The sequence below is a fragment of the Mesorhizobium sp. WSM4847 genome (genome assembly GCF_055811335.1).
This window is the reverse complement of the sequence record NZ_JBVVPY010000017.1, coordinates 102,050-121,285: the sequence shown is the minus strand read 5'-3', so window position 1 is coordinate 121,285 and position 19,236 is coordinate 102,050. Positions and strand designations below refer to the sequence as shown.

Genomic DNA, 19,236 nt, shown 5'->3' with positions numbered 1-19,236 from the left:
GAAAACGTGACTGCGATCTTTGCGGAACAGGCGCTTCTGCCCGACGGCTGGCATTCCAATGCCCGGATCGTCGTCAGTGATGGCCACATCGCCACGGTCGAGCCGAACAACGCATCCCAGCCCGGCGACGAACGCCATGCCATTCTGCTGCCAGGCATGCCGAACCTGCACAGCCACGCCTTCCAGCGCGGCATGGCCGGTCTAGCCGAGCTGCGCGGCCCTTCAGCCGACAGCTTCTGGAGCTGGCGCGAGGTGATGTATCGCTTCGCGCTGTCGATGACGCCGGATCAGGTCGAGGCGGTCGCCGCGCAGCTCTATGTCGAGATGCTGGAGGCTGGGTTTTCACGCGTCGGCGAGTTTCACTATCTGCATCACGACCGCGACGGCCAGCCCTACGCCAACGTCGCCGAAATGGCCGACCGCATCACCGCCGCGGCTGCCGACACCGGCATCGGGCTGACGCTGCTGCCGGTCTTCTATGCACATTCCTCTTTCGGCGGCGCAGCACCGAACGAAGGCCAGCGGCGATTCATCAACGATATGAATCGGTTCTCGCGGCTTGTTGAGAAATGTCACGAAACCGTTCGCACCTTGAATCACGCGGTCGTCGGCATCGCCCCGCACAGTCTGCGCGCCGTGACACCGGAGCAGTTGGAAAACATTGCGACAATGGCACCCGGCGGACCGATCCACATCCACATCGCCGAGCAAGTGAAGGAGGTCGAGGACTGCCTTGCCTGGTCCGGGGCGCGGCCGGTCGAATGGCTGCTCGCCAATGCCAGGGTCGATAGTCGCTGGTGCCTGATCCACGCCACCCACATGACCGAGACCGAGACGGCGGCCTTGGCGAAAAGCGGAGCAATCGCCGGCCTCTGCCCGATCACCGAGGCCAATCTCGGCGACGGCACCTTTGCAGCACCTTTGTTCAAACAGCATGGCGGCCGCTTCGGCGTCGGCTCCGACTCCAACGTACTGATCGGCCTGCCGGACGAATTGCGGCAGCTCGAATATTCGCAGCGCCTCGCCCACCGCGCCCGCAACCTGCTGGCGGTCGCCGGCGGTTCGACCGGGCGTGCACTGTTCGATGCCGCGCTCGACGGCGGCAGCGCAGCGCTCGGCGCAAGTCCCTCGCGGATCGCCGCTGGCGCCCCAGCCGATTTCATCTCGCTCGATGAAAAGCACCCGTCGCTTGCCGGCAAGACGGGCGATGCAGTGCTCGACACCTGGATCTTCGCCAACGGTTCCAAGGTCGATTGTGTCTGGGTGCATGGCAAGAAACTGGTCAGCAGTGGCAGGCACGCAAGGCGCGATTTTATTGCCGAGCGTTTTCGCAAGGTGATGACGGCGCTTTCGGCATGAGCATGATCCAGACAATGGATGCGGACGGCGGCGAGCCCCTCTCGCTGCATCAACGCATCCTGTCCGACATCAGCGAACGAATCCTGTCCGGCGCTTGGGCGCCCGGCTACCGCATCCCGTTCGAGCACGAGCTGACGGCCGAGTACAAATGTTCGCGCATGACGGTGAACAAGGCGCTGTCGCAGCTTGCCAAGGCGGGGCTGATAGAGCGCCGCCGCCGCTCTGGCAGCTTTGTCCGGCGGCCGCAGTCGCAAGCCGCGGTGTTGGAAATCCATGACATCAGGATCGAGGTCGAGGCGCTCGGCCTGCCCTATCGCTACGAGCGTGTGGCACGACATAAAAGACGCAGCAGCGCCGAGGATCGCGCCTTGCTGGAACTCGACTGCAACGGGCCGGTGCTGGCGCTGGAATGCCGGCATTTCGCCGGCAAGCGGCCGTTCGCCCACGAACAGCGGCTGATCAACCTGGCCGCTGTGGCCGAGGCCGCCAACGAGGAATTTTTTGCCGTCGCGCCTGGGCCGTGGCTGATCGCCCGCGTGCCATGGAGTGCCGCCGAGCACCGCATCCGCGCCGTCGCCGCCGACAGACACATTGCGACCGCACTCGAAATCGAGTCCGGCGCCCCCTGCCTGGTGGTCGAGCGACGGACATGGAGCGCCGAGCACCCGGTCACCCATGTCCGTTTCACCTATGCGGCCGACAGCCACACGCTGGTCGCGCGGTTCACACCGTCGCAGGGGTAACCCTCCCCTCGAGGGCCCTCGAGGGGGAGGGTAAAGAGCCGCATCTCAAATGGCGGCGGTAACGATGATCTCGACCAGGTATTCCGGCCCGGCAAGCTTGGCCTCGCCGGTGGCGCGGGCCGGGGTATGGCCCTGTGGCACCCACTTGTCCCATGCCGCGTTCATCTCGGCAAAGGTGCTCATATCGGCCAGCCAGATGATCGCCTGCAGGATCTTGGTCTTGTCGGTGCCGGCCTTGGCCAGCAATTCGTCGATGGCCGCCAGGATGTCCCTGGTCTGGGTGCCGACGTTTCCGCCTGGTTCGCCGACCTGACCAGCCAGATAGACGGTGTTGCCATGGATGACGATCTGGCTCATGCGTGGGCCAACATCGATGCGACGAATGCTCATTGGATGTTTCCTTCCTTTGTGGGTCGCGCCTCTTTAGAGTCGCGGCTCGCTGGCGGCAAGGTTGCATGAGCGAATCCTCTTGAGCCAGCAGGCGTGGGGCGAAAATAGGCACACGCAAATTGCTCCGGTCGCCGCAATTCCGCCGGATTGACTTGTTGACTAATGTAATAACATCACATATCCACCCCGCTGCCGTACTAGTGGTGTCCCACGGATCGTCACATGACCAAAACCTGCCTGACATTCCGCGACCTGACGCTGGGCTACAACAGCCATCCGGCGATCCATCATCTCGATGGCACAATCCGCCGCGGGTCGCTGACAGCAGTCGTCGGCGCCAATGGATCGGGCAAGTCGACCCTGATGAAGGGTATCGTCGGCGTGTTGAAGCCGATGGCCGGCACGGTTGTCCGGGCGCCCGGCGTGCGCGCCGCCTATCTGCCGCAACAGTCGGAACTCGACCGCTCCTTTCCCGCCCGGGTCGTTGATCTGGTTTCGCTCGGCCTGTGGCCACGGCGCGGGCTGCTCGGCCGCTACACTAGGGAAGATCGCGAATCGGTCAGCCAGGCGCTGATGGCCGTCGGCCTCGGCGGCTTCGAGAAGCGCCCGATCGACACGCTGTCGGGCGGCCAGCTGCAGCGCACGCTGTTCGCTCGCGTGCTGCTGCAGGACGCCGATCTCATTCTGCTCGACGAACCGTTCAACGCCGTCGATACCAAGACCGTCGGCGACCTGATCGCACTAATCAAGCGCTGGCATGGCGAGGAACGCACGATCCTGGTTGTCGTCCACGATCTGGAACTGGTGCGCCAGAACTTCCCCGAGACGCTGCTGCTGGCGCGCCAGCCAATCGCCTGGGGCGAAACCAGGGAAACACTGCGGCCGGAAAACCTGTTGCGCGCGCGCCGCTTCCACGAAGCCTGGGAGGAGAACGCGCCCTGGTGCGAGCCGGACAAACACGGTGATCACGGTCACGGCCCCGGGCACGACCCTGGGCACAACCATGCGCACGACCATCATCACGGCTCCGGGCCGCGGGCAGCATGATGGACACGCTCTACGGTCTTCTCGTTGCTCCGTTCGCCGAATTCGCCTTCATGCAGCGGGCGCTTGCCGGCTCGCTGATGCTGTCGCTCGGCGCCTGCCCGGTCGGCGTGTTCCTGATGTTGCGGCGCATGAGCCTTTCCGGCGACGCCATGGCCCACGCCATCCTGCCGGGTGCTGCCGCCGGTTTCCTGTTTTATGGGCTGGAAATCCTGCCGATGACCATCGGCGGGCTGATTGCCGGCATCATCGTCGCGCTCGGCGCCGGCGCCGTCTCGCGCTTCACCATCCAGCGCGAGGACGCTTCGATGGCGGCCTTCTACCTGATTTCGCTGGCGATCGGCGTGCTGATGGTGTCGATCCGCGGCTCCAGCGTCGATCTCATGCATGTGCTGTTCGGCACCGTGCTTGCGCTCAACAATGAAGCGCTGACACTGATCGGCGGCATCGTGCTGGTCACGCTGGTCAGCCTCGCCATCTTCTGGCGGGCGCTCGTCGCCGAATGTCTCGACCCGCTGTTCCTGCGTTCGGTCAGCCGGCTGGGCAGCCCGGTGCATTTCATCTTCCTCGGCCTCGTTGTGCTCAACCTGGTCGGCGGCTTCCAGGCGCTCGGCACGCTGCTATCGGTCGGGCTGATGATGCTGCCTGCGGCTGCCGCCCGCTTCTGGACCATGCGCGTCGAGCCGATGTGCGTGCTGGCGGTGCTGATCGGCTTTGCCTCTTGCGTCGCCGGGCTGCTTTTGTCCTACCACGTGTCGCTGCCTTCCGGCCCGGCCATCATCCTGTCGGCCGGCGTTGTCTATTTTGCCTCGATCCTGTTCGGCACGCGCGGCATCCTGCGCGCCCGCATTATCCATCACCGCCACAGAACCGCCTGATCCCAAAGGAGTGCTGTCCATGCTGAAATCGATCCGCGCCGCCCTGGCAGTGGGCGTTATGACATTGTCAGCCTTTGGCGCGTCGTCGGCCCTCGCGGAGCCGTTGAAAGTGGTCGCCAGCTTCACGATCATTGCCGATTTCGCCAAAAATGTCGGCGGCGACCGGATCAATCTGACCACCATCGTCGGGCCGGATGGCGATGCCCATGTCTACGAGCCGAGCCCGGCTGACGCGGTGGCGATGGCGGGTGCGGATGTGGTGCTGGTCAACGGCCTGCATTTCGAAGGCTTTTTGCAGCGCCTGGTCGACGCCAGTGCCTCCAAGGCGAGGATCGCCGTTTTGACCAGGGGCGTCACGCCGATCAACTTCAAACCCGAATTCGCCGATGCCGACGCCGCTGAAGGCGCCCATACTAATGGCGAGACCGATCCGCATGCCTTCCAGTCGATCGGCAACGCCAAGATCTATGTGAAGAACATCGCCGATGCCTTCTGCACCGCCGACGCTGGGGGTTGCGACAGCTACAAGGCCAATGCCGCCGCCTATACCGAGAAACTCGACGTGCTTGAGGGCGAAGTGCAGGCGGCGATCCAGTCGATCCCGGAAGAGAAGCGCGTCGTCATCACCTCGCATGACGCCTTCGGCTATTTCGAGAAGGCCTATGGCCTCACCTTCCTGGCGCCCGAAGGGGTGTCGACCGAGTCGGAGCCGTCCGCTGCCGACGTCGCCAAGCTGGTCAGCCAGGTGAAGCAGGACAAGGCGGCGGCGGTCTTCATCGAGAACATCACCAACGCGCGGCTGATCGAGCAGATCGCCAGCGAGACCGGCACCAAGGTTGGCGGCACGCTTTATTCGGATGCGCTGTCGCAACCCGACGGCCCGGCATCGACCTATATCGACCTGATGCACAACAACATCGCCCAGATCAAAGGCGCGATCCTCGGAAGCTGATGCCTTCCTGGCCAGCCGGGCCGCGCCGGCTCTGTTGGATTCTCCGTCGAAAATAACTATCTGCGCAGTGGGATTTCATTCTGCGCGGATTGCCGATCTCGTCGGGGAGTCTTAAAGACTGCGGCCAAACCAGTTTTGCGAGGAAATATGGAATATCGTCAGATCACCGAGGACTATTCGGTCTCCGGCCAGATCCAGCCCGAAGAAGTCGCCGCCATCAAGGCCGCCGGCTTCAAGAGCGTCATCTGCAACCGGCCTGATGACGAGCAGCCCGGCCAGCCTTCGGCGGACACCGTCAAAGCGGCAGTCGAAGCCGCCGGGCTTACCTTTCGCTACATCCCGGTCGTCAGCGGCCAGATCACCGCCCAAAATGTCGAGGACCAGGCTGAGGCGCTCGATGAGCTCGAAGGCCCGGTGTTCGCCTATTGCCGTTCCGGCGCACGCTGCACCAACCTTTTTGGGCTGATCCAGCAGTCGAAGGGCTAAATCGGCAGCGCGCCGGTTTCCTTCAGCGTTTCCAGCACGATCGCCGTCTTCACATGCTGCACGGATTCGTGCGGCAGGAGCACGCCGTTGACGAATTCCGACAGCGATTTCAGGTCGGGCGTCACCACTTTCAGGATGTAATCCATCTCGCCGGTCAGCGCGTGCGCCTCCTGCACCTGCGGCAACCGCGCCACCAACTCGCCGAAGCGCCGCGCATTGTCACGGTTGTGGGTGGCGAGCGTCACCGAGATGACGTTGACCAGTGAGAAGCCGAGCTTGTCGCGGTCGAGCACCGCGCGATAGCCCCTGATATAGCCGTCCTCCTCCAGCCTCTGGCGGCGGCGCGAACATTGCGACGCCGACAGGTTCACCCGTTCCGACAAATCGTTGTTGGTCAGCCGTGCGTCGCCCTGCAAGAGAGCCATTATCTTGCGGTCAAACTGGTCTATGCGCGCCTCATCCATGATTTTTTCATCCACCATGCACAATTCCCGCATGATTTATTCGTTTAAAGCGTTTGAATGCAAGCACCATGCGCCTGCTCCGCGCTATAGTAGCGTCAAAATGGCCCTTTGCGGCCAAGCAGCTTAGGAGGACAACACCATGGGTCCCTTCCCGCACGATGCACCGCCCGCAACGATCAGCAAGGCCAATCCCGCCGGCACCGACGGCTTCGAATTCGTCGAGTTCGCGCATCCCGAACCGGAAAAGCTCGCCGAGCTTTTTACCCGCATGGGCTATGTACCGGTAGCCAAGCACCGCACCAAGAACATCACCGTCTGGCGGCAGGGCGACATCAACTATGTCGTCAATGCCGAACCCGGCTCGCATGCGATGAAATTCGTCGACAAGCACGGCCCCTGCGCTTCCTCGATGGCCTGGCGGGTGGTCGATGCCAAGCACGCGTTCGACCATGCTGTCGCCAAAGGCGCCACACCCTATGAAGGCGCCGACAAGGCGCTCGATGTGCCGGCGATATCAGGCATTGGCGGCTCGCTGCTTTATTTCATCGAGGTCTACGGCGACAAAGGCTCGGCCTACGAAGCCGAATTCGACTGGCTGGGCGAGCCCGACCCGAAGCCGGAAGGCGTCGGCTTCTATTATCTCGACCACCTCACCCACAATGTCTATCGCGGCAATATGGACAAATGGTGGGATTTCTATCGTGACCTGTTCGGCTTCAAGCAGATCCATTTCTTCGACATCGACGGCAAGATCACCGGCCTGGTCAGCCGCGCGATCACCTCGCCCTGCGGCAAGATCCGCATCCCGCTCAACGAGTCCAAGGACGACACCAGCCAGATAGCCGAATATCTGAAGAAGTATAATGGCGAAGGCATCCAGCACATCGCTGTCGGCACGGACGAGATCTACGGCGCCACCGACAGGCTGGCAGCCAACGGGCTGAAGTTCATGCCCGGTCCGCCGGAAACCTATTACGAGATGTCTCATGCCCGCGTGCACGGCCATGATGAGCCGATCGAGCGGATGAAAAAGCACGGCATCCTGATCGACGGCGAAGGCGTGGTTGACGGCGGCACGACCAAGATCCTGCTGCAGATCTTCTCGAAAACCGTAATCGGGCCGATCTTCTTCGAATTCATCCAGAGGAAGGGCGACGAGGGTTTTGGCGAGGGCAATTTCCGCGCGCTGTTCGAATCGATCGAGCAGGACCAGATCAAGCGCGGCGTGCTGAAGGTGCAGGCGGCGGAGTGAGGCGACGCTTATTTGGGCAAGCCGGCGGCCTTGCGCAGAATGTCGTTAATCCGGCTCTGCCAGCCGGGACCGCCGGCGCGAAAGCGAGCGACCACATCGCTGTCGAGGCGCAGCGTCACCTGTTTCTTGGGATTGTCGAGCGCCGGCCGCCCGCGCGAACGGCGAATGCTTTCGGCGAGGTCCGGAAATACTTCAGCGAAGGGACGAGCGTTTCGAAAATCCTCCTCTGTCCATTCCGGATTGTCCGAAACGGCATCCCAATCTTCCTTGCTGTAGCCGCGCCCCGGTTCGAATTTTGTCTGCAGCTTAGGTTTTGTCATTGTACAATCTTCTTTCAGCCGGGTTGGCCGGGCGCATCGAAATGATCGAGATGCCCTCGGAGCCGAGCCGGGCAAAGATCACGGCAACGATCCCGTCAATCATCCGACCAATTGCCATGAGACGATCAGCTTTGGCCGCACGGATCGTTGACGTAAGGAAAAATTCCTCATCCAGTGTGGCAAAATCCAACCCGTGCTTTTCGATGTTGGCCAACCGTTTCGGTTCGTCCCAGACGATCTTCATCCGAAATTTATGTACCTACAATAATTAAGTCAAGAATTTTCGTAACTACAATTAATTGCCGCCATCAATCGCCAACCGCTCGACCTCCGCTCTCCTCAGCTTCAGATCATAGTCGAGGAAGAATTCGTCGAGCTGCGGCGGCTTTACCGAGGTGCCGGACAGCATGGCGTGCACCTGGCCGCGATGATGGATGTCGTGGATGAAGAGGTGGGCGAGCAGATCGCTGATGCGCTCCGGTATTTTTCCGTCCTCGCGCCGGTCGGTGATGACACGGCGGTCGAGATCGGCCGCCGACAAATGATCGCAAAAGGCGATCAGTCGCCGGTCGGATGCGCCCTGGGCGTCAAACAGCGCTTGTGGTTCATCGAACGGCACGAAATCGTCATGGGCCGCGGCGCCAATGTCGCCCTCTTCGAGAAAATCGAGATAGAGATGATCGACCGCCAGGATGTGGTTGAGCGTTGCCATGATCGACGGGAAGAAGCTGGTTCGCTCGGCTTCGAATTCGCCGGGCTCAAGCTGCAGCACGGCGCGATAGAGCCGGTCGTTCGACCAGAGATTGTTGCGCGCCATGCGGCTGAAATGGTCCAGCAGGTTCATCGTTTCAGACGTCCTCCCAGTGCAATCTTACCTGATGTATTTCTCGACCTTCTGCTCGATCGCACCAAAAATCGAATGTCCGATCCTGTCCTTCATCTCGATGCGCACAATGTCGCCAAGGCCCAGGAACGGGGTTGTCGGTTCGCCGGCCTCGATGGTCTCGATCATGCGCAACTCGGCTATGCAGGAATAGCCGGCGCCGCCCGCCGAGACAGGCTTGCCAGGCCCGCCGTCGAGCTTGTTGGAGACCGTGCCCGAACCGATGATGGTGCCGGCGGCCAGCGGCCGGGTTTTCGCGGCATGCACAATCAGCGCCGGAAAATCGAATGTCATGTCCACGCCGGCGTTGGCGCGGCCGAACGGCTTGCCGTTGAGATCGACCAGCAGCGGCAGGTTGACCTTGCCGCCATCCCAGGCCTCGCCAAGTTCGTCCGGCGTCACCGCGACGGGCGAAAACGCCGAGGACGGCTTTGATTGGAAGAAGCCGAAGCCCTTGGCAAGCTCTGGCGCGGTGAGGGAGCGCAGCGTGACGTCATTGACCAGCATGACCAGCCGGATCGCGGCTCTTGCCGCATCGAGGCTTGCGCCTATCGGCACATCGTCGACGACGACAGCGACTTCCCCTTCCATGTCGACGCCAAGAGCCTCGTCGACCGTGCGGATCGGATCACGCGGCGCGATGAAACTGTCCGAACCACCCTGGTAGATCAGCGGATCGGTCCAGAAGCTTGCCGGCATCTCGGCGCCGCGCTCCTTCCGCACCAGTTCGACATGATTCACATAGGCAGAGCCATCGGCCCACTGGTAGGCGCGCGGCAACGGCGAATGGGCATCATGCTCGTGAAAGCGCGCTGACGGCACCGCATTGTTCTCCAGCGATTCCGCTATTGTCGCCAGATGCGGCGCGATCCGGTTCCAGTCGTCGAGCGCCGACTGCAACGTCGGCACCAGAAACGAGGCATCGGTGAACCGCGTCAGGTCGCGCGAGACGACGACCAGCTTTCCGTCGCGCGTCCCGTCCTTCAATGTGGCAAGCTTCATGCGGTTTCCTCTCCTGATGCGGCTTTGGTGCCGCTTTGAATTTTGTTCTTATGATCTCTTCCGAAAACCGGTTCTCACTTTTCGCTAACGCGGTCCTTCAGTTCGGGATCATGCTCCAGTCCCACAACAAGGCCGTCGTGGGCAATCGTCAAGTCTCCGGCCCATGTTTTCCTGACGGCGGCGATCCAGTCGGCCTCGCCGATCTCGGGATCATCGGCCGGGATGAGGTGGTTGAGCACCAGTCTTTTGGCTCCTGCGTCACTGGCGATGCGCCCCGCTTCCTCAGCAAAACTATGGCTGGCGAGCAGATGCTCCCTCAGCCGCGCGCCATTGCCGGTTTTCGCGACGAGCCGCTCGATGCCGTCTTCCAGCATGGCTTCATGGACGAGAATGTCGGCGCCTTTGGCGAAATCCGCCAATGGCGGAAAGAACGCCGTATCGGCGGAAAACACCACGCTCTGTCCGGCATGCTCGAAGCGCAGCGCAAAGCAGTCGTTCACCGGCGGATGGTCGACGCGTAGCGCCAAAACCTTCAGGCCGCGCTCCTCCATCACCCGGCCTTCGCCGAACTCGATGATCGAAACCAAATCTGCGATATCAGGCCGGCCTTCGTCGACTATGCGTATCTCGATGTCGAATTCCATCGCCTGGCAAAAGCGCTGCCAGTAATGGCCGGTGCCGGGCGGGCCGAACACGGTGACCGGTGTCGCCAGACCCGCCGTCCAGGCGGTGTGGATCAGCGGACCGAGTTCCAGCACATGGTCGGAATGCAGATGCGTGATGAAGACCAGGTCGAGCGACTTCAGGCTGATGCCGGTCTCGGCCAGCCCGTGCGTCACGCCAAGCCCGCAATCCACGACAATGGTACGTCCGCCGAATATCAGCAGCGACGAACTCGGCCACCGACCGCCCGGCCGGAGCGCCGGGCCGCCCTTCGAGCCCAGCAGCACCAGCCGATCCCGCATTGGATCAGCGCTCAAGACCAGTCGCCCTCGGGCGTGCCGTTGAAGCGCTTCTTCAGATCGGCCCAGCAGTCGATGTAATTGTCCTGCCGGGTTTCAACCTCGGCGGCGTAGCGGGTCAGCATCTGTGGGAATCGCGTCTCGAACATGAAGGCCATGGTGTTGTCGAGCTTGACCGGTTTCAGATCCGCGTGGAAGGCTTTTTCAAAACCTGTTGCGTCAGGCCCGTGGGCCAGCATCAGATTGTGCAGGCTGATGCCACCGGGAACGAAACCCTCTTCCTTGGCGTCGTACTGGCCGTGGATCAGGCCCATGAACTCGCTCATGATGTTGCGGTGATACCAGGGCGGGCGAAACGTGTTTTCGGCCACCAGCCAGCGCGGCGGGAAGATGACGAAGTCGATGTTGGCGGTGCCCTCTTCGCCGCTCGGCGCGGTCAGCACCGTGAAGATCGACGGATCGGGATGGTCGAACAGGATGGCGCCGACCGGCGAAAACGTTGCGAGATCATATTTGTAGGGCGAGTAGTTGCCGTGCCACGCCACCACATCCAGCGGCGAATGATCGAGTTCGGTGACATGAAACTGGCCGCACCATTTCACGATCAGCCGGCACGGCGTCTCCTTGTCCTCGAACCAGGCGCAAGGTGTCTTGAAATCGCGCGGATTGGCCAGGCAATTGGCGCCGATCGGGCCACGATCCGGCAGCGTCAGCTTGGCGCCGTAGTTCTCGCAGACATAGCCGCGCACTGTTTCATCGACCAGTTCGACCTTGAACACGAGGCCGCGCGGCAGCACGGCGATCTCGCCCGGTCGCAATTCGATGACGCCCATCTCGGTGACGAAGCGCAGCGCGCCCACTTGCGGCACGATAAGCAACTCGCCGTCGGCGTTGAAGAAATGGTCGTCGGCCATCGATCGGTTGGCGACATAGACATGGGCGGCCATGCCGGTCTGGCCGAGCACGTCGCCGGCGGTGGTGATCGAGCGCATGCCGGCAATGAAGTCGGTGGGTTCCTTCGGCATCGGCACCGGGTTCCAGCGGTACTGGCCAAGCGCCAGTTCGTGATCGCCGACATTCGGCGCGCTTTTCCACAGCGGATAATCCGCCACCTTGAAGCGGCCGGTGTGCCTGACGCTCGGCCTGATGCGATAAAGCCAGGAGCGCTCATTGGTGCCGCGTGGCGCGGTGAAGGGCGAGCCCGAAAGCTGCTCGGCATAAAGGCCGTAGGCCGGCCGCTGCGGCGAATTCCGCCCTTGCGGCAGCGAACCGGGCAAAGTCTCGGTTTCGAAGTCGTTGCCGAACCCCGGCATGTAGGAAAAGGCCATGGCATCCTCCCTGGATTGACCAAATTGGTTTCATTTGTAACCATCGAAAATGTAACTATCAATCGTGATGGAGCAGACCATGGAGGCTGACACCCTCGAACTTGAAAGCTTCCTGCCCTACCGGCTCTATCGCCTTGCCGATGCTGTCAGCCGCGAATTTTCCAGGGTTTACAAGGACCGCCACGGCCTGACGCGGCCCGAATGGCGCACGCTGGCCGGTCTCGGCCAGCACGGCACGATGACGGCAACAGCGCTCGGCGAACAGTCGGCCATGCACAAGACCAAGGTTTCGCGCGCCGTCGCCGAGCTCGAACGGCGCCGCTGGCTGACGCGAAAACCTGATGAAAAAGACCGCCGTGTCGAGCACCTGACGCTGACCAACGCGGGCCTTGCCGCCTATCGCGAGATGGTGCCGTTGGCAAAAGCGTTCGAGCGGGACTTGCTGGGAAGGCTGAACGCGAGCGAGCGAGCGGCGGTCACGGAAGGGATGGCGGCACTTAAGGGGGCATTGGATAGATCAACGACGCAGCTATGAAACTGCTACGCAGCGATCCTGCCCACCCCTCTAACGTTTCCGGAACGGCACCCGGCCAACACTCACCAGTCCATCACCACCTTGCCGGAATTGCCGCTCTTCATCGCATCGAACCCGGTCTGGAAGTCGTCCACTCCGATGCGGTGGGTGATCAGCCCACTGACATCGAGCGGACCCTGCACCAGCGCGATCATCTTGTACCAGGTCTCGAACATTTCGCGGCCATAGATGCCCTTGAGATGCAGCATCTTGAAGATGACCTTGTTCCAGTCGATCTCGAAGCCGGTCGGCGCGATGCCCAGAATGGCGATCTTGCCGCCATTGTTCATGGCGTCGATCATGTCGCGGAAGGCGGGTGCCGCACCCGACATTTCGAGGCCGACGTCAAAACCTTCGGTCATGCCGAGCGCCGGCATGATATCGCGCAGCTTTTCCTTCGACGCGTCGACCACATGCTGGACGCCGAGTTTTTTCGCCAGCGCCAGCCGCACCGGGTTGATGTCGGTGATGACCACTTTTCGCGCGCCGACGCACTGCGCCACCAGCGCAGCCATGATGCCGATCGGCCCGGCGCCGGTGACCAGCACGTCCTCGCCGACCAGATCAAAGGACAGTGCGGTGTGAACCGCATTGCCCAAGGGATCGAAGATAGCGGCGATCTCGTCGGGCACGTCGTCGGGGATCGGCACGACGTTGTGCTGCGGGATCGCCAGATATTCACCGAAGGCGCCGGGCCGGTTGACGCCGACGCCGAGCGTGTTGCGGCACAGATGCCCCCTGCCCGCCCGGCAATTGCGGCAATGGCCGCAGACGATGTGGCCCTCGCCCGAAACACGCTGGCCGATCTTGTATTCGGTGACCGCCGCGCCGAAGTCGGCGACCGTGCCGACGAATTCGTGGCCGGTCACCATCGGCACCGGCACGGTCTTCTGCGCCCACTGGTCCCAATTGTAGATGTGGACGTCGGTACCGCAGATCGCGGTCTTCTTGATCTTGATCAGAACGTCGTTCGGGCCGATTTCCGGCACCGGCACTTCTTCCATCCAGATGCCCGGCTCGGCCTTGGCCTTGACCAGCGCCTTCATCATGTTCGACATTCTTTTGTCCCTTGAAACTCTTGATCCGGAATCTCTTTTCGGTTCCGGTCGTTCAGGAAATCACACCAAGTTCGCGCCCGACTGCGCCGAACACCTCGACCGCACGGTCGATGTCGGCGCTGGAATGGGCGGCCGACATTTGCGTGCGGATGCGCGCCTGGCCCTTCGGTACCACCGGAAACGAGAAGCCGATGACATAGATGCCGCGCTGCAGCATGCGCGCCGCCATCTCCTGCGCCAGCGTCGCATCGCCGAGCATGACCGGAACGATCGGATGATCGGCGCCGGCCAGCGTAAAGCCGAGCTTACCCATTTCAGACCGGAACCGCGCCGCATTGGCATAGAGGCGCTGGCGCAGCGCATCGCCATTTTGGATCAGTTCGAAAACCCGGATCGAGGCGCCGGCGATCGCCGGCATCAGCGTGTTGGAAAACAGATAGGGACGCGAGCGCTGGCGCAGCCAGTCGACCACCTGGCTCTTGCCCGATGTGTAGCCGCCCGACGCGCCGCCCAATGCCTTGCCGAGCGTGCCGGTGATGATGTCCACCCTGCCCTCGACGCCGCAATGCTCGGACGAGCCGCGCCCGTTCTTGCCGACGAAGCCGACTGCATGGCTGTCGTCGACCATCACCATTGCATCGTACTTGTCGGCGAGATCGCAGACGCCCTTCAGATTGGCGATGATGCCGTCCATGGAAAATACACCATCGGTGGCGATCAGCCGAAAACGGCAATCCATTGCCTCCTTCAGCCGCGCTTCCAGATCGGCCATGTCGTTGTTGGCGTAACGGAAACGCTTCGCCTTCGACAGCCGCACGCCGTCGATGATCGAGGCATGGTTCAGCGCGTCGGAAATGACCGCATCCTCCTCGGAAAGCAGCGTCTCGAACAGGCCGCCATTAGCATCGAAGCAGGAGCCATAGAGGATCGTGTCCTCCATGCCGAGAAAGCCAGAAATCGTCGCCTCGAGCTGCTTGTGCTCTTCCTGCGTGCCGCAGATGAAACGCACCGACGCCATGCCATAACCATAGCGGTCGAGTGCCTGCTTGGCCGCATCGCGCAAGTTGGCGCTATCGGCGAGGCCAAGATAATTGTTGGCGCAGAAATTCAGCACCCTCTCGCCGCCCACCTCGATCTTAGCCGATTGCGTCGAGGTGATCACCCGCTCGGATTTGTAGAGGCCGGCCGATTTCAGCCCTTGAAGCTCGCTGTCGATATGGGAGAGGAATGCCGCGCTCATGATCTGGCCCTGTTGAGATTCAATGGACTGTCGCCCCGCGCGGGCGAAAAATCCACCGCAAAAGCGACGGCTTCGGTGATCCGACGGTCAGTGGCCAGAATGCCGCCCCAGAATGCCGCCAAATGGCAGATGTTCAAATGCAGCCGCGGCGCGAAAGAAGGCGATAACCATTTTGCGAGCTTTCCACCGCTGCTGCTCTGTCGGCTTCCGGAGCTGTTAACCTTTCAAGCCAATGGTTCTCATACCCAACAATCTGTCGGCGAGAGGGACCGCCCCAGAAAATGTCGCAGCAACCGATGCAAACCATTTCGGGCAAGCTCATACTGCTGATCAAGGCAGGCTATTGGCTGGCGCTGCTGATCATTGCAGCCATGGTGATGGCCTCCTTCATCCTTCTCCAGCAGATGATGGCTGGCCATCGGCACGACGACACGCTGCTCGATATTGTCGGCATGCAAAAGGTGCTGTCGCAACGCATTGTCTTCCTTGCCAACGCGGCAGGAGCAGCTACGCGCAACCAACAACCGGCTCTGGTCACCGCATTCAAACAGGCCACGGCCGACTTCGAGAGGAACTACGACCTTCTGCTCGAGCGTGTGGTCGCCGACCCGGCGTCACCGGCCAGGCTCGATCCAAAATCAGTCGAGAACGTCCTTTTTGCCAAACCGTTTCATCTCGATTACTTCTCGGTCGGGCTCATCGCCAACGGCGAACGCCTGGTTTCGGCGTTTGAATCGCAACTCGGCATGGCCGACAATGGCGGCTACAAGGGTGGCGGCGAACGCGTCAACCTCGACGCTTCCGTCGCCAATGCGGCCCTGTCGGGCTATGCGGCACTCGGCCAGCGCATCAGCGCCCAAGCCGACGCGCGATCGGAGAGCCTTCTCGATCTCCATCGAACGCTGTTCTACTCCACCCTCGGCGTCATCGTGCTGGTGGCACTTTTCATCTTCAGGCCGATGTCGAACGCCATCCTGCGCAAGACGCGTGAACTGATCGATACCCGCAATTCCATGGCCTTCATCGCCGTGCATGACGGCCTTACCGGCCTGCACAACCGCACCTTCCTGACCGACCATTTCGATACGCTGATCAAGGGCGCGCAGCGCCGGCGAGAGCGGCTTGCGGCGGTCCACCTCGACCTCGACCGGTTCAAGCAGATCAACGACACGCTTGGCCACGCCGCCGGCGACTATGTGCTGGTGGTGACGGCGCAGCGCATGCGTGATTCTTGCCGGGCGTCGGACCTCTGCGTGCGTCTCGGCAGCGACGAGTTCGTGATGATCCTCAACGGTGCCGGCGGCACCGAGGACATCAACACGGTCGCCGGGCGCGTCCTGTCGCAGATCAACGAACCGATCGTCTATCGGGGCGCGACCATCCTTCCGGGCGCCAGCGCCGGCGTCGCCGTCTATCCGGTCGACGCCGACAATGCGCAAGATCTGCTCGTCCATGCCGACCTCGCGCTCCACGCCGCCACGAAGCAGGGTGGCGGCAGTCTCTCATTCTTCTCCGAGGCGTTGCGGCATGAACTCGACTACCGCAAGCGGCTCGAGCATGACATCAGGATCGCTATCGCGGAGAAGACGTTCCAGGTCTATTTCCAGCCACAGGTTTCGTTGTCGAACGGCACCATCGGCGGGATCGAGGCGCTGGTTCGCTGGAGACATGCCGAGCGCGGCATGATCGCACCGGGCGAGTTCATTCCCATCGCCGAGAAATGCGGACTCATGCCTGCGATCGGCCGCATCGTCATCGCCAAGGCAATCGGCGAGGCGGCGGAGTGGAACCGTGCCGGCATTGCCTTCGGACGGCTCGCCGTCAACGTCTCCGGCTCCGAATTGCGTGAGGCCGATTTCGACGCCTTCCTCTTCGGTGCGCTGGAAAAGGCTGGGCTGCCGCCACAAAAACTGTCGCTCGAGATCGTCGAATCCGTCATTCTCGACGACGAGAAGACCGGCATCGCGGCAAAGCTGCGGCACATCCGCGCCACCGGCGTCCATCTTGAACTCGATGATTTCGGCACCGGCTACGCGTCGCTCAGCCACGTCAACCCGAACGAGATCGACAGGCTGAAGATCGATCGCCGCTTCGTCCAGAACATCAATGAGAACGGCGACAACACCAAGATCGTGCGTGCCATCACCGAACTCGCCCGCGGCCTCGGCATCTCGATCGTCGCCGAGGGCGCCGAAACCGAGGCTGAACTCGATTCGCTGATGGCGATCGGCTGCGACCAGGTGCAGGGCTACTCGATCGCCTTCCCGATGCCGCAGGACCAGGTACGCGAATGGCTGGTCGCGCGGGCGCCGAAGAGAGCCAGGCTGACGGTGCTGCAGGGAAGGCTGGCGTAAGGCGCCAACCTGACACGCCGCTTCGGAAATGGCGGCCTGATGGGGTTACGGCCGGTCTGTAGCTGGCTGCCGCTACATCTTGGGCTCGCTGAACAATGCGTTCGGCAGTTGGGATCAATCGACATTCGCCCGTAGCGTCGCCAAGACTTCCGCGAACTCCGCCAGCCTTTCGTCCGACAACCCGGTCCGCAGCCGCTTGTCGAAGGCAATGGCTGCCGTGCGCAATTTCAGGAACAGGGCCTCTCCCGCTTCGGTCAGTTCGACCTGATGGACGCGGCGGTTTTCCGGATCGCGGCGCCGGGTCAGCAAACCTTGCGTCTCCATCGCGTTCAGATGGTGGGTCAGCGTCGCGCCTTGGATTCCGATCATGCCGGCGAGCTCACGCTGGTTGGCCAGTTCGCGCGACTTGATCGACAACAGCGTGACCCAGACCGGCAGCGTGCCGCCCGCCTCGACCAACGTGGCGTCAAAGGCCTGAGCGACAAGCTTTGCGGTGCGGGCGAGATTCATCCCGACTGGCGGGCGGTCAAAAAGCGTCATGATCCGACACTAGAGTAAGGGAAAGGCCGATGGAACTGGCCCTTTGACTTTACATTGACATCTAATCATTTGATATCTAACTTTATGGTTGGCGGTAGGAAAGGAGGAACGCGGTCATGCAGTATGTCTACATCATCGTCCTCGGCCTTCACGTATTGGCCGGTGTGTTCTGGGCTGGAACGACCATCGCTGTCGCCCGCGATCCGGAGATTCGGATCGAACGGTTTTTCCTGCCGCAAATGAACGCGGCTGGCATGGTTTTCCTGACCGGCGCCCTGCTCTGGTATTTCTTCCACAGCGGCTCTTTCGGTTCGATGGAAATGGTTCTGGCCCTGGGTATCGCGACGGCCTTGATTGCCGCCGGCGTCCAGGGCGCGCTCGTCGGCTCTGCCAGCAGGCAGCTTGCCGGCACTGACTCGGCGACGGAAACGCAGTTGCGCGCGAAAATGACAAGGGGCGAACGCATCGCCGGCGGCCTGCTGGTCATCACCGTGCTCTGCATGGCCACCGCCAGAATGTTTTGAGCGGCCAGCCGCTATCGCGGTTTAAGAGATCGTACGGTGTCTGGCTGCAAGCCGGCGGCGTGCGCAGCGCGCAGATCGGACCGACGTGCCTGGTGGCTCTCCGTGCGGAGGTTCGGCTGCGCGCCACCAAATCAAATCCGAAGTGATCTTTAGATCCATACCGTCCTCGGAAATAGGCCGGCTCGTGGCTGGTCGACATGACCCGTTCTTCAGCGTCAAATGTTTGAGCTGATAGGGCTGGAGAAGCGGATCGCTGGTGGTCCTCGTCTTCCTGTTTCAAATTGTGCTAATGAGCGGCAAATTTTTGTTTTTGCGCATGTCGTACCCAAGTCCGCGCACCCTCGGGTCGGACCCGTGGGCAGGCTTTTGGGCGACATGCAGTAAGGAACCCGCCGATGACCGATACGACAAACCTTACCCAGCTCGGCACCAACGTCGAGGCGCCACAGAACCCTGACGCAGCAGTCCTGGAGACCGTGCCGTTTTCGCGCGGCGACGGGCCGCCAGCCATCGTTCGCTTCACCTGCCCGGAATTCACTTCGCTCTGCCCGGTCACCGGCCAGCCGGACTTCGCCCACATCGTCATCGACTATGCACCCGACACGCTACTGGTGGAATCGAAGTCGCTGAAGCTGTTCATGACCTCGTTTCGCAACCATGGCGCCTTCCATGAAGAGTGCACCATCATGATCGGCCGCCGCATCATCGCTGCGACCAAACCACTGTGGTTGCGGATTGGCGGCTATTGGTATCCGCGCGGCGGCATTCCGATCGACGTATTCTGGCAGACCGGCGCGCCGCCGGAAGGCGCATGGCTGCCCGACACCGGTGTTGCGCCGTATCGCGGACGCGGCTGAATTCTGCTGCGAGATGTCCGGCGGGA

Annotated in this window: 22 protein-coding genes; 11 read left to right on the top strand and 11 right to left on the bottom strand. The window is 62.0% G+C overall.

What is annotated here, in order from left to right; genetic code table 11:
* Positions 1-6: 6 nt before the first annotated feature.
* Positions 7-1,359: a formimidoylglutamate deiminase gene (locus tag AC0L28_RS23465; protein WP_287257744.1), complete on the top strand. Its 1,353-nt coding sequence runs from the start codon at positions 7-9 to the stop codon at positions 1,357-1,359.
* Positions 1,356-2,102, top strand: coding sequence for a histidine utilization repressor (hutC, locus tag AC0L28_RS23460; protein ID WP_473480465.1), 747 nt, complete (start codon positions 1,356-1,358; stop codon positions 2,100-2,102). The genes AC0L28_RS23465 and hutC overlap by 4 nt, the downstream gene beginning before the upstream one ends.
* A gap of 45 nt (positions 2,103-2,147) precedes the next feature.
* Here the strand turns inward: hutC and AC0L28_RS23455 are convergent, their stop codons facing one another.
* Positions 2,148-2,492, bottom strand: a complete 345-nt coding sequence (locus tag AC0L28_RS23455; protein ID WP_023803210.1) for a RidA family protein — start codon at positions 2,490-2,492, stop codon at positions 2,148-2,150.
* A 222-nt stretch (positions 2,493-2,714) separates the two neighbouring features.
* Between AC0L28_RS23455 and aztA the strand changes: the two genes are divergently transcribed.
* The 4 genes from aztA to AC0L28_RS23435 all read left to right on the top strand — a co-directional run bounded on the left by aztA (position 2,715) and on the right by AC0L28_RS23435 (position 5,852).
* Entirely contained in the window at positions 2,715-3,539 is an 825-nt protein-coding gene (gene aztA, locus AC0L28_RS23450; protein ID WP_023803211.1) for a zinc ABC transporter ATP-binding protein AztA, read from the top strand.
* Positions 3,539-4,414 carry a zinc ABC transporter permease AztB gene (aztB, locus tag AC0L28_RS23445; protein WP_023803212.1) on the top strand — a complete coding sequence of 292 codons (876 nt, stop codon included), beginning with the start codon at positions 3,539-3,541 and terminating at the stop codon, positions 4,412-4,414. The genes aztA and aztB overlap by 1 nt, the downstream gene beginning before the upstream one ends.
* A gap of 19 nt (positions 4,415-4,433) precedes the next feature.
* A complete protein-coding gene (aztC, locus tag AC0L28_RS23440; protein ID WP_287257745.1) occupies positions 4,434-5,366 on the top strand; it encodes a zinc ABC transporter substrate-binding protein AztC in 933 nt (310 codons plus the stop codon).
* 147 nt (positions 5,367-5,513) lie between these two features.
* A complete protein-coding gene (locus AC0L28_RS23435) occupies positions 5,514-5,852 on the top strand; it encodes a protein tyrosine phosphatase family protein (protein WP_287257746.1) in 339 nt (112 codons plus the stop codon).
* On the opposite strand, the gene AC0L28_RS23430 is transcribed toward AC0L28_RS23435, so the two are convergent.
* Complete coding sequence (locus AC0L28_RS23430) at positions 5,849-6,316, bottom strand: Lrp/AsnC family transcriptional regulator (RefSeq protein ID WP_023803215.1); 468 nt, start codon at positions 6,314-6,316, stop codon at positions 5,849-5,851. The genes AC0L28_RS23435 and AC0L28_RS23430 overlap by 4 nt on opposite strands.
* Positions 6,317-6,455: 139 nt before the next feature.
* Between AC0L28_RS23430 and hppD the strand changes: the two genes are divergently transcribed.
* The gene (gene hppD / locus AC0L28_RS23425; RefSeq protein ID WP_128170248.1) at positions 6,456-7,568 is read left to right on the top strand and encodes a 4-hydroxyphenylpyruvate dioxygenase; all 1,113 of its coding nucleotides are present in this window, start codon (positions 6,456-6,458) and stop codon (positions 7,566-7,568) included.
* 8 nt (positions 7,569-7,576) lie between these two features.
* Here the strand turns inward: hppD and AC0L28_RS23420 are convergent, their stop codons facing one another.
* The 6 genes from AC0L28_RS23420 to hmgA all read right to left on the bottom strand — a co-directional run bounded on the left by AC0L28_RS23420 (position 7,577) and on the right by hmgA (position 12,063).
* Positions 7,577-7,888, bottom strand: coding sequence for a BrnA antitoxin family protein (locus AC0L28_RS23420; protein WP_027153896.1), 312 nt, complete (start codon positions 7,886-7,888; stop codon positions 7,577-7,579).
* Entirely contained in the window at positions 7,875-8,132 is a 258-nt protein-coding gene (locus AC0L28_RS23415; protein WP_128170246.1) for a BrnT family toxin, read from the bottom strand. Before AC0L28_RS23415 ends, AC0L28_RS23420 begins: the two co-directional genes overlap by 14 nt.
* A 51-nt stretch (positions 8,133-8,183) precedes the next feature.
* Positions 8,184-8,732 (bottom strand): DinB family protein, encoded by a 549-nt coding sequence (locus tag AC0L28_RS23410; RefSeq protein WP_473480462.1) that lies wholly within the window; start codon positions 8,730-8,732, stop codon positions 8,184-8,186.
* Positions 8,733-8,759: 27 nt separating this feature from the next.
* Complete coding sequence (locus AC0L28_RS23405; protein WP_473480460.1) at positions 8,760-9,773, bottom strand: fumarylacetoacetate hydrolase family protein; 1,014 nt, start codon at positions 9,771-9,773, stop codon at positions 8,760-8,762.
* 74 nt (positions 9,774-9,847) lie between these two features.
* Positions 9,848-10,738, bottom strand: a complete 891-nt coding sequence (locus tag AC0L28_RS23400; RefSeq protein ID WP_473480493.1) for an MBL fold metallo-hydrolase — start codon at positions 10,736-10,738, stop codon at positions 9,848-9,850.
* A gap of 11 nt (positions 10,739-10,749) precedes the next feature.
* Positions 10,750-12,063, bottom strand: a complete 1,314-nt coding sequence (gene hmgA / locus AC0L28_RS23395) for a homogentisate 1,2-dioxygenase (RefSeq protein ID WP_128176899.1) — start codon at positions 12,061-12,063, stop codon at positions 10,750-10,752.
* 79 nt (positions 12,064-12,142) lie between these two features.
* Here hmgA and AC0L28_RS23390 point away from each other — a divergent pair, with 79 nt between their 5' ends.
* Positions 12,143-12,598: a MarR family winged helix-turn-helix transcriptional regulator gene (locus AC0L28_RS23390; protein WP_287070675.1), complete on the top strand. Its 456-nt coding sequence runs from the start codon at positions 12,143-12,145 to the stop codon at positions 12,596-12,598.
* 62 nt (positions 12,599-12,660) lie between these two features.
* Here AC0L28_RS23390 and tdh read toward each other — a convergent pair whose 3' ends face one another.
* Together tdh and AC0L28_RS23380 are read right to left on the bottom strand one after the other, a co-directional pair.
* Complete coding sequence (gene tdh, locus AC0L28_RS23385) at positions 12,661-13,695, bottom strand: L-threonine 3-dehydrogenase (RefSeq protein ID WP_473480458.1); 1,035 nt, start codon at positions 13,693-13,695, stop codon at positions 12,661-12,663.
* A gap of 52 nt (positions 13,696-13,747) precedes the next feature.
* On the bottom strand, positions 13,748-14,935 hold the full coding sequence (locus tag AC0L28_RS23380) for a glycine C-acetyltransferase (RefSeq protein ID WP_128247833.1): 1,188 nt from the start codon (positions 14,933-14,935) through the stop codon (positions 13,748-13,750).
* A gap of 281 nt (positions 14,936-15,216) precedes the next feature.
* Between AC0L28_RS23380 and AC0L28_RS23375 the strand changes: the two genes are divergently transcribed.
* Positions 15,217-17,289 carry a putative bifunctional diguanylate cyclase/phosphodiesterase gene (locus AC0L28_RS23375; protein ID WP_473480456.1) on the top strand — a complete coding sequence of 691 codons (2,073 nt, stop codon included), beginning with the start codon at positions 15,217-15,219 and terminating at the stop codon, positions 17,287-17,289.
* A 114-nt stretch (positions 17,290-17,403) separates the two neighbouring features.
* Here the strand turns inward: AC0L28_RS23375 and AC0L28_RS23370 are convergent, their stop codons facing one another.
* Positions 17,404-17,829, bottom strand: coding sequence for a MarR family winged helix-turn-helix transcriptional regulator (locus AC0L28_RS23370; protein WP_023802333.1), 426 nt, complete (start codon positions 17,827-17,829; stop codon positions 17,404-17,406).
* A gap of 116 nt (positions 17,830-17,945) precedes the next feature.
* On the opposite strand from AC0L28_RS23370, the gene AC0L28_RS23365 reads away from it, so the two are divergent.
* Together AC0L28_RS23365 and queF are read left to right on the top strand one after the other, a co-directional pair.
* Positions 17,946-18,353: a hypothetical protein gene (locus tag AC0L28_RS23365; RefSeq protein WP_023802332.1), complete on the top strand. Its 408-nt coding sequence runs from the start codon at positions 17,946-17,948 to the stop codon at positions 18,351-18,353.
* Between the two features lie 395 nt (positions 18,354-18,748).
* Positions 18,749-19,210, top strand: coding sequence for a preQ(1) synthase (gene queF / locus AC0L28_RS23360; RefSeq protein ID WP_473480455.1), 462 nt, complete (start codon positions 18,749-18,751; stop codon positions 19,208-19,210).
* Positions 19,211-19,236: the final 26 nt, after the last annotated feature.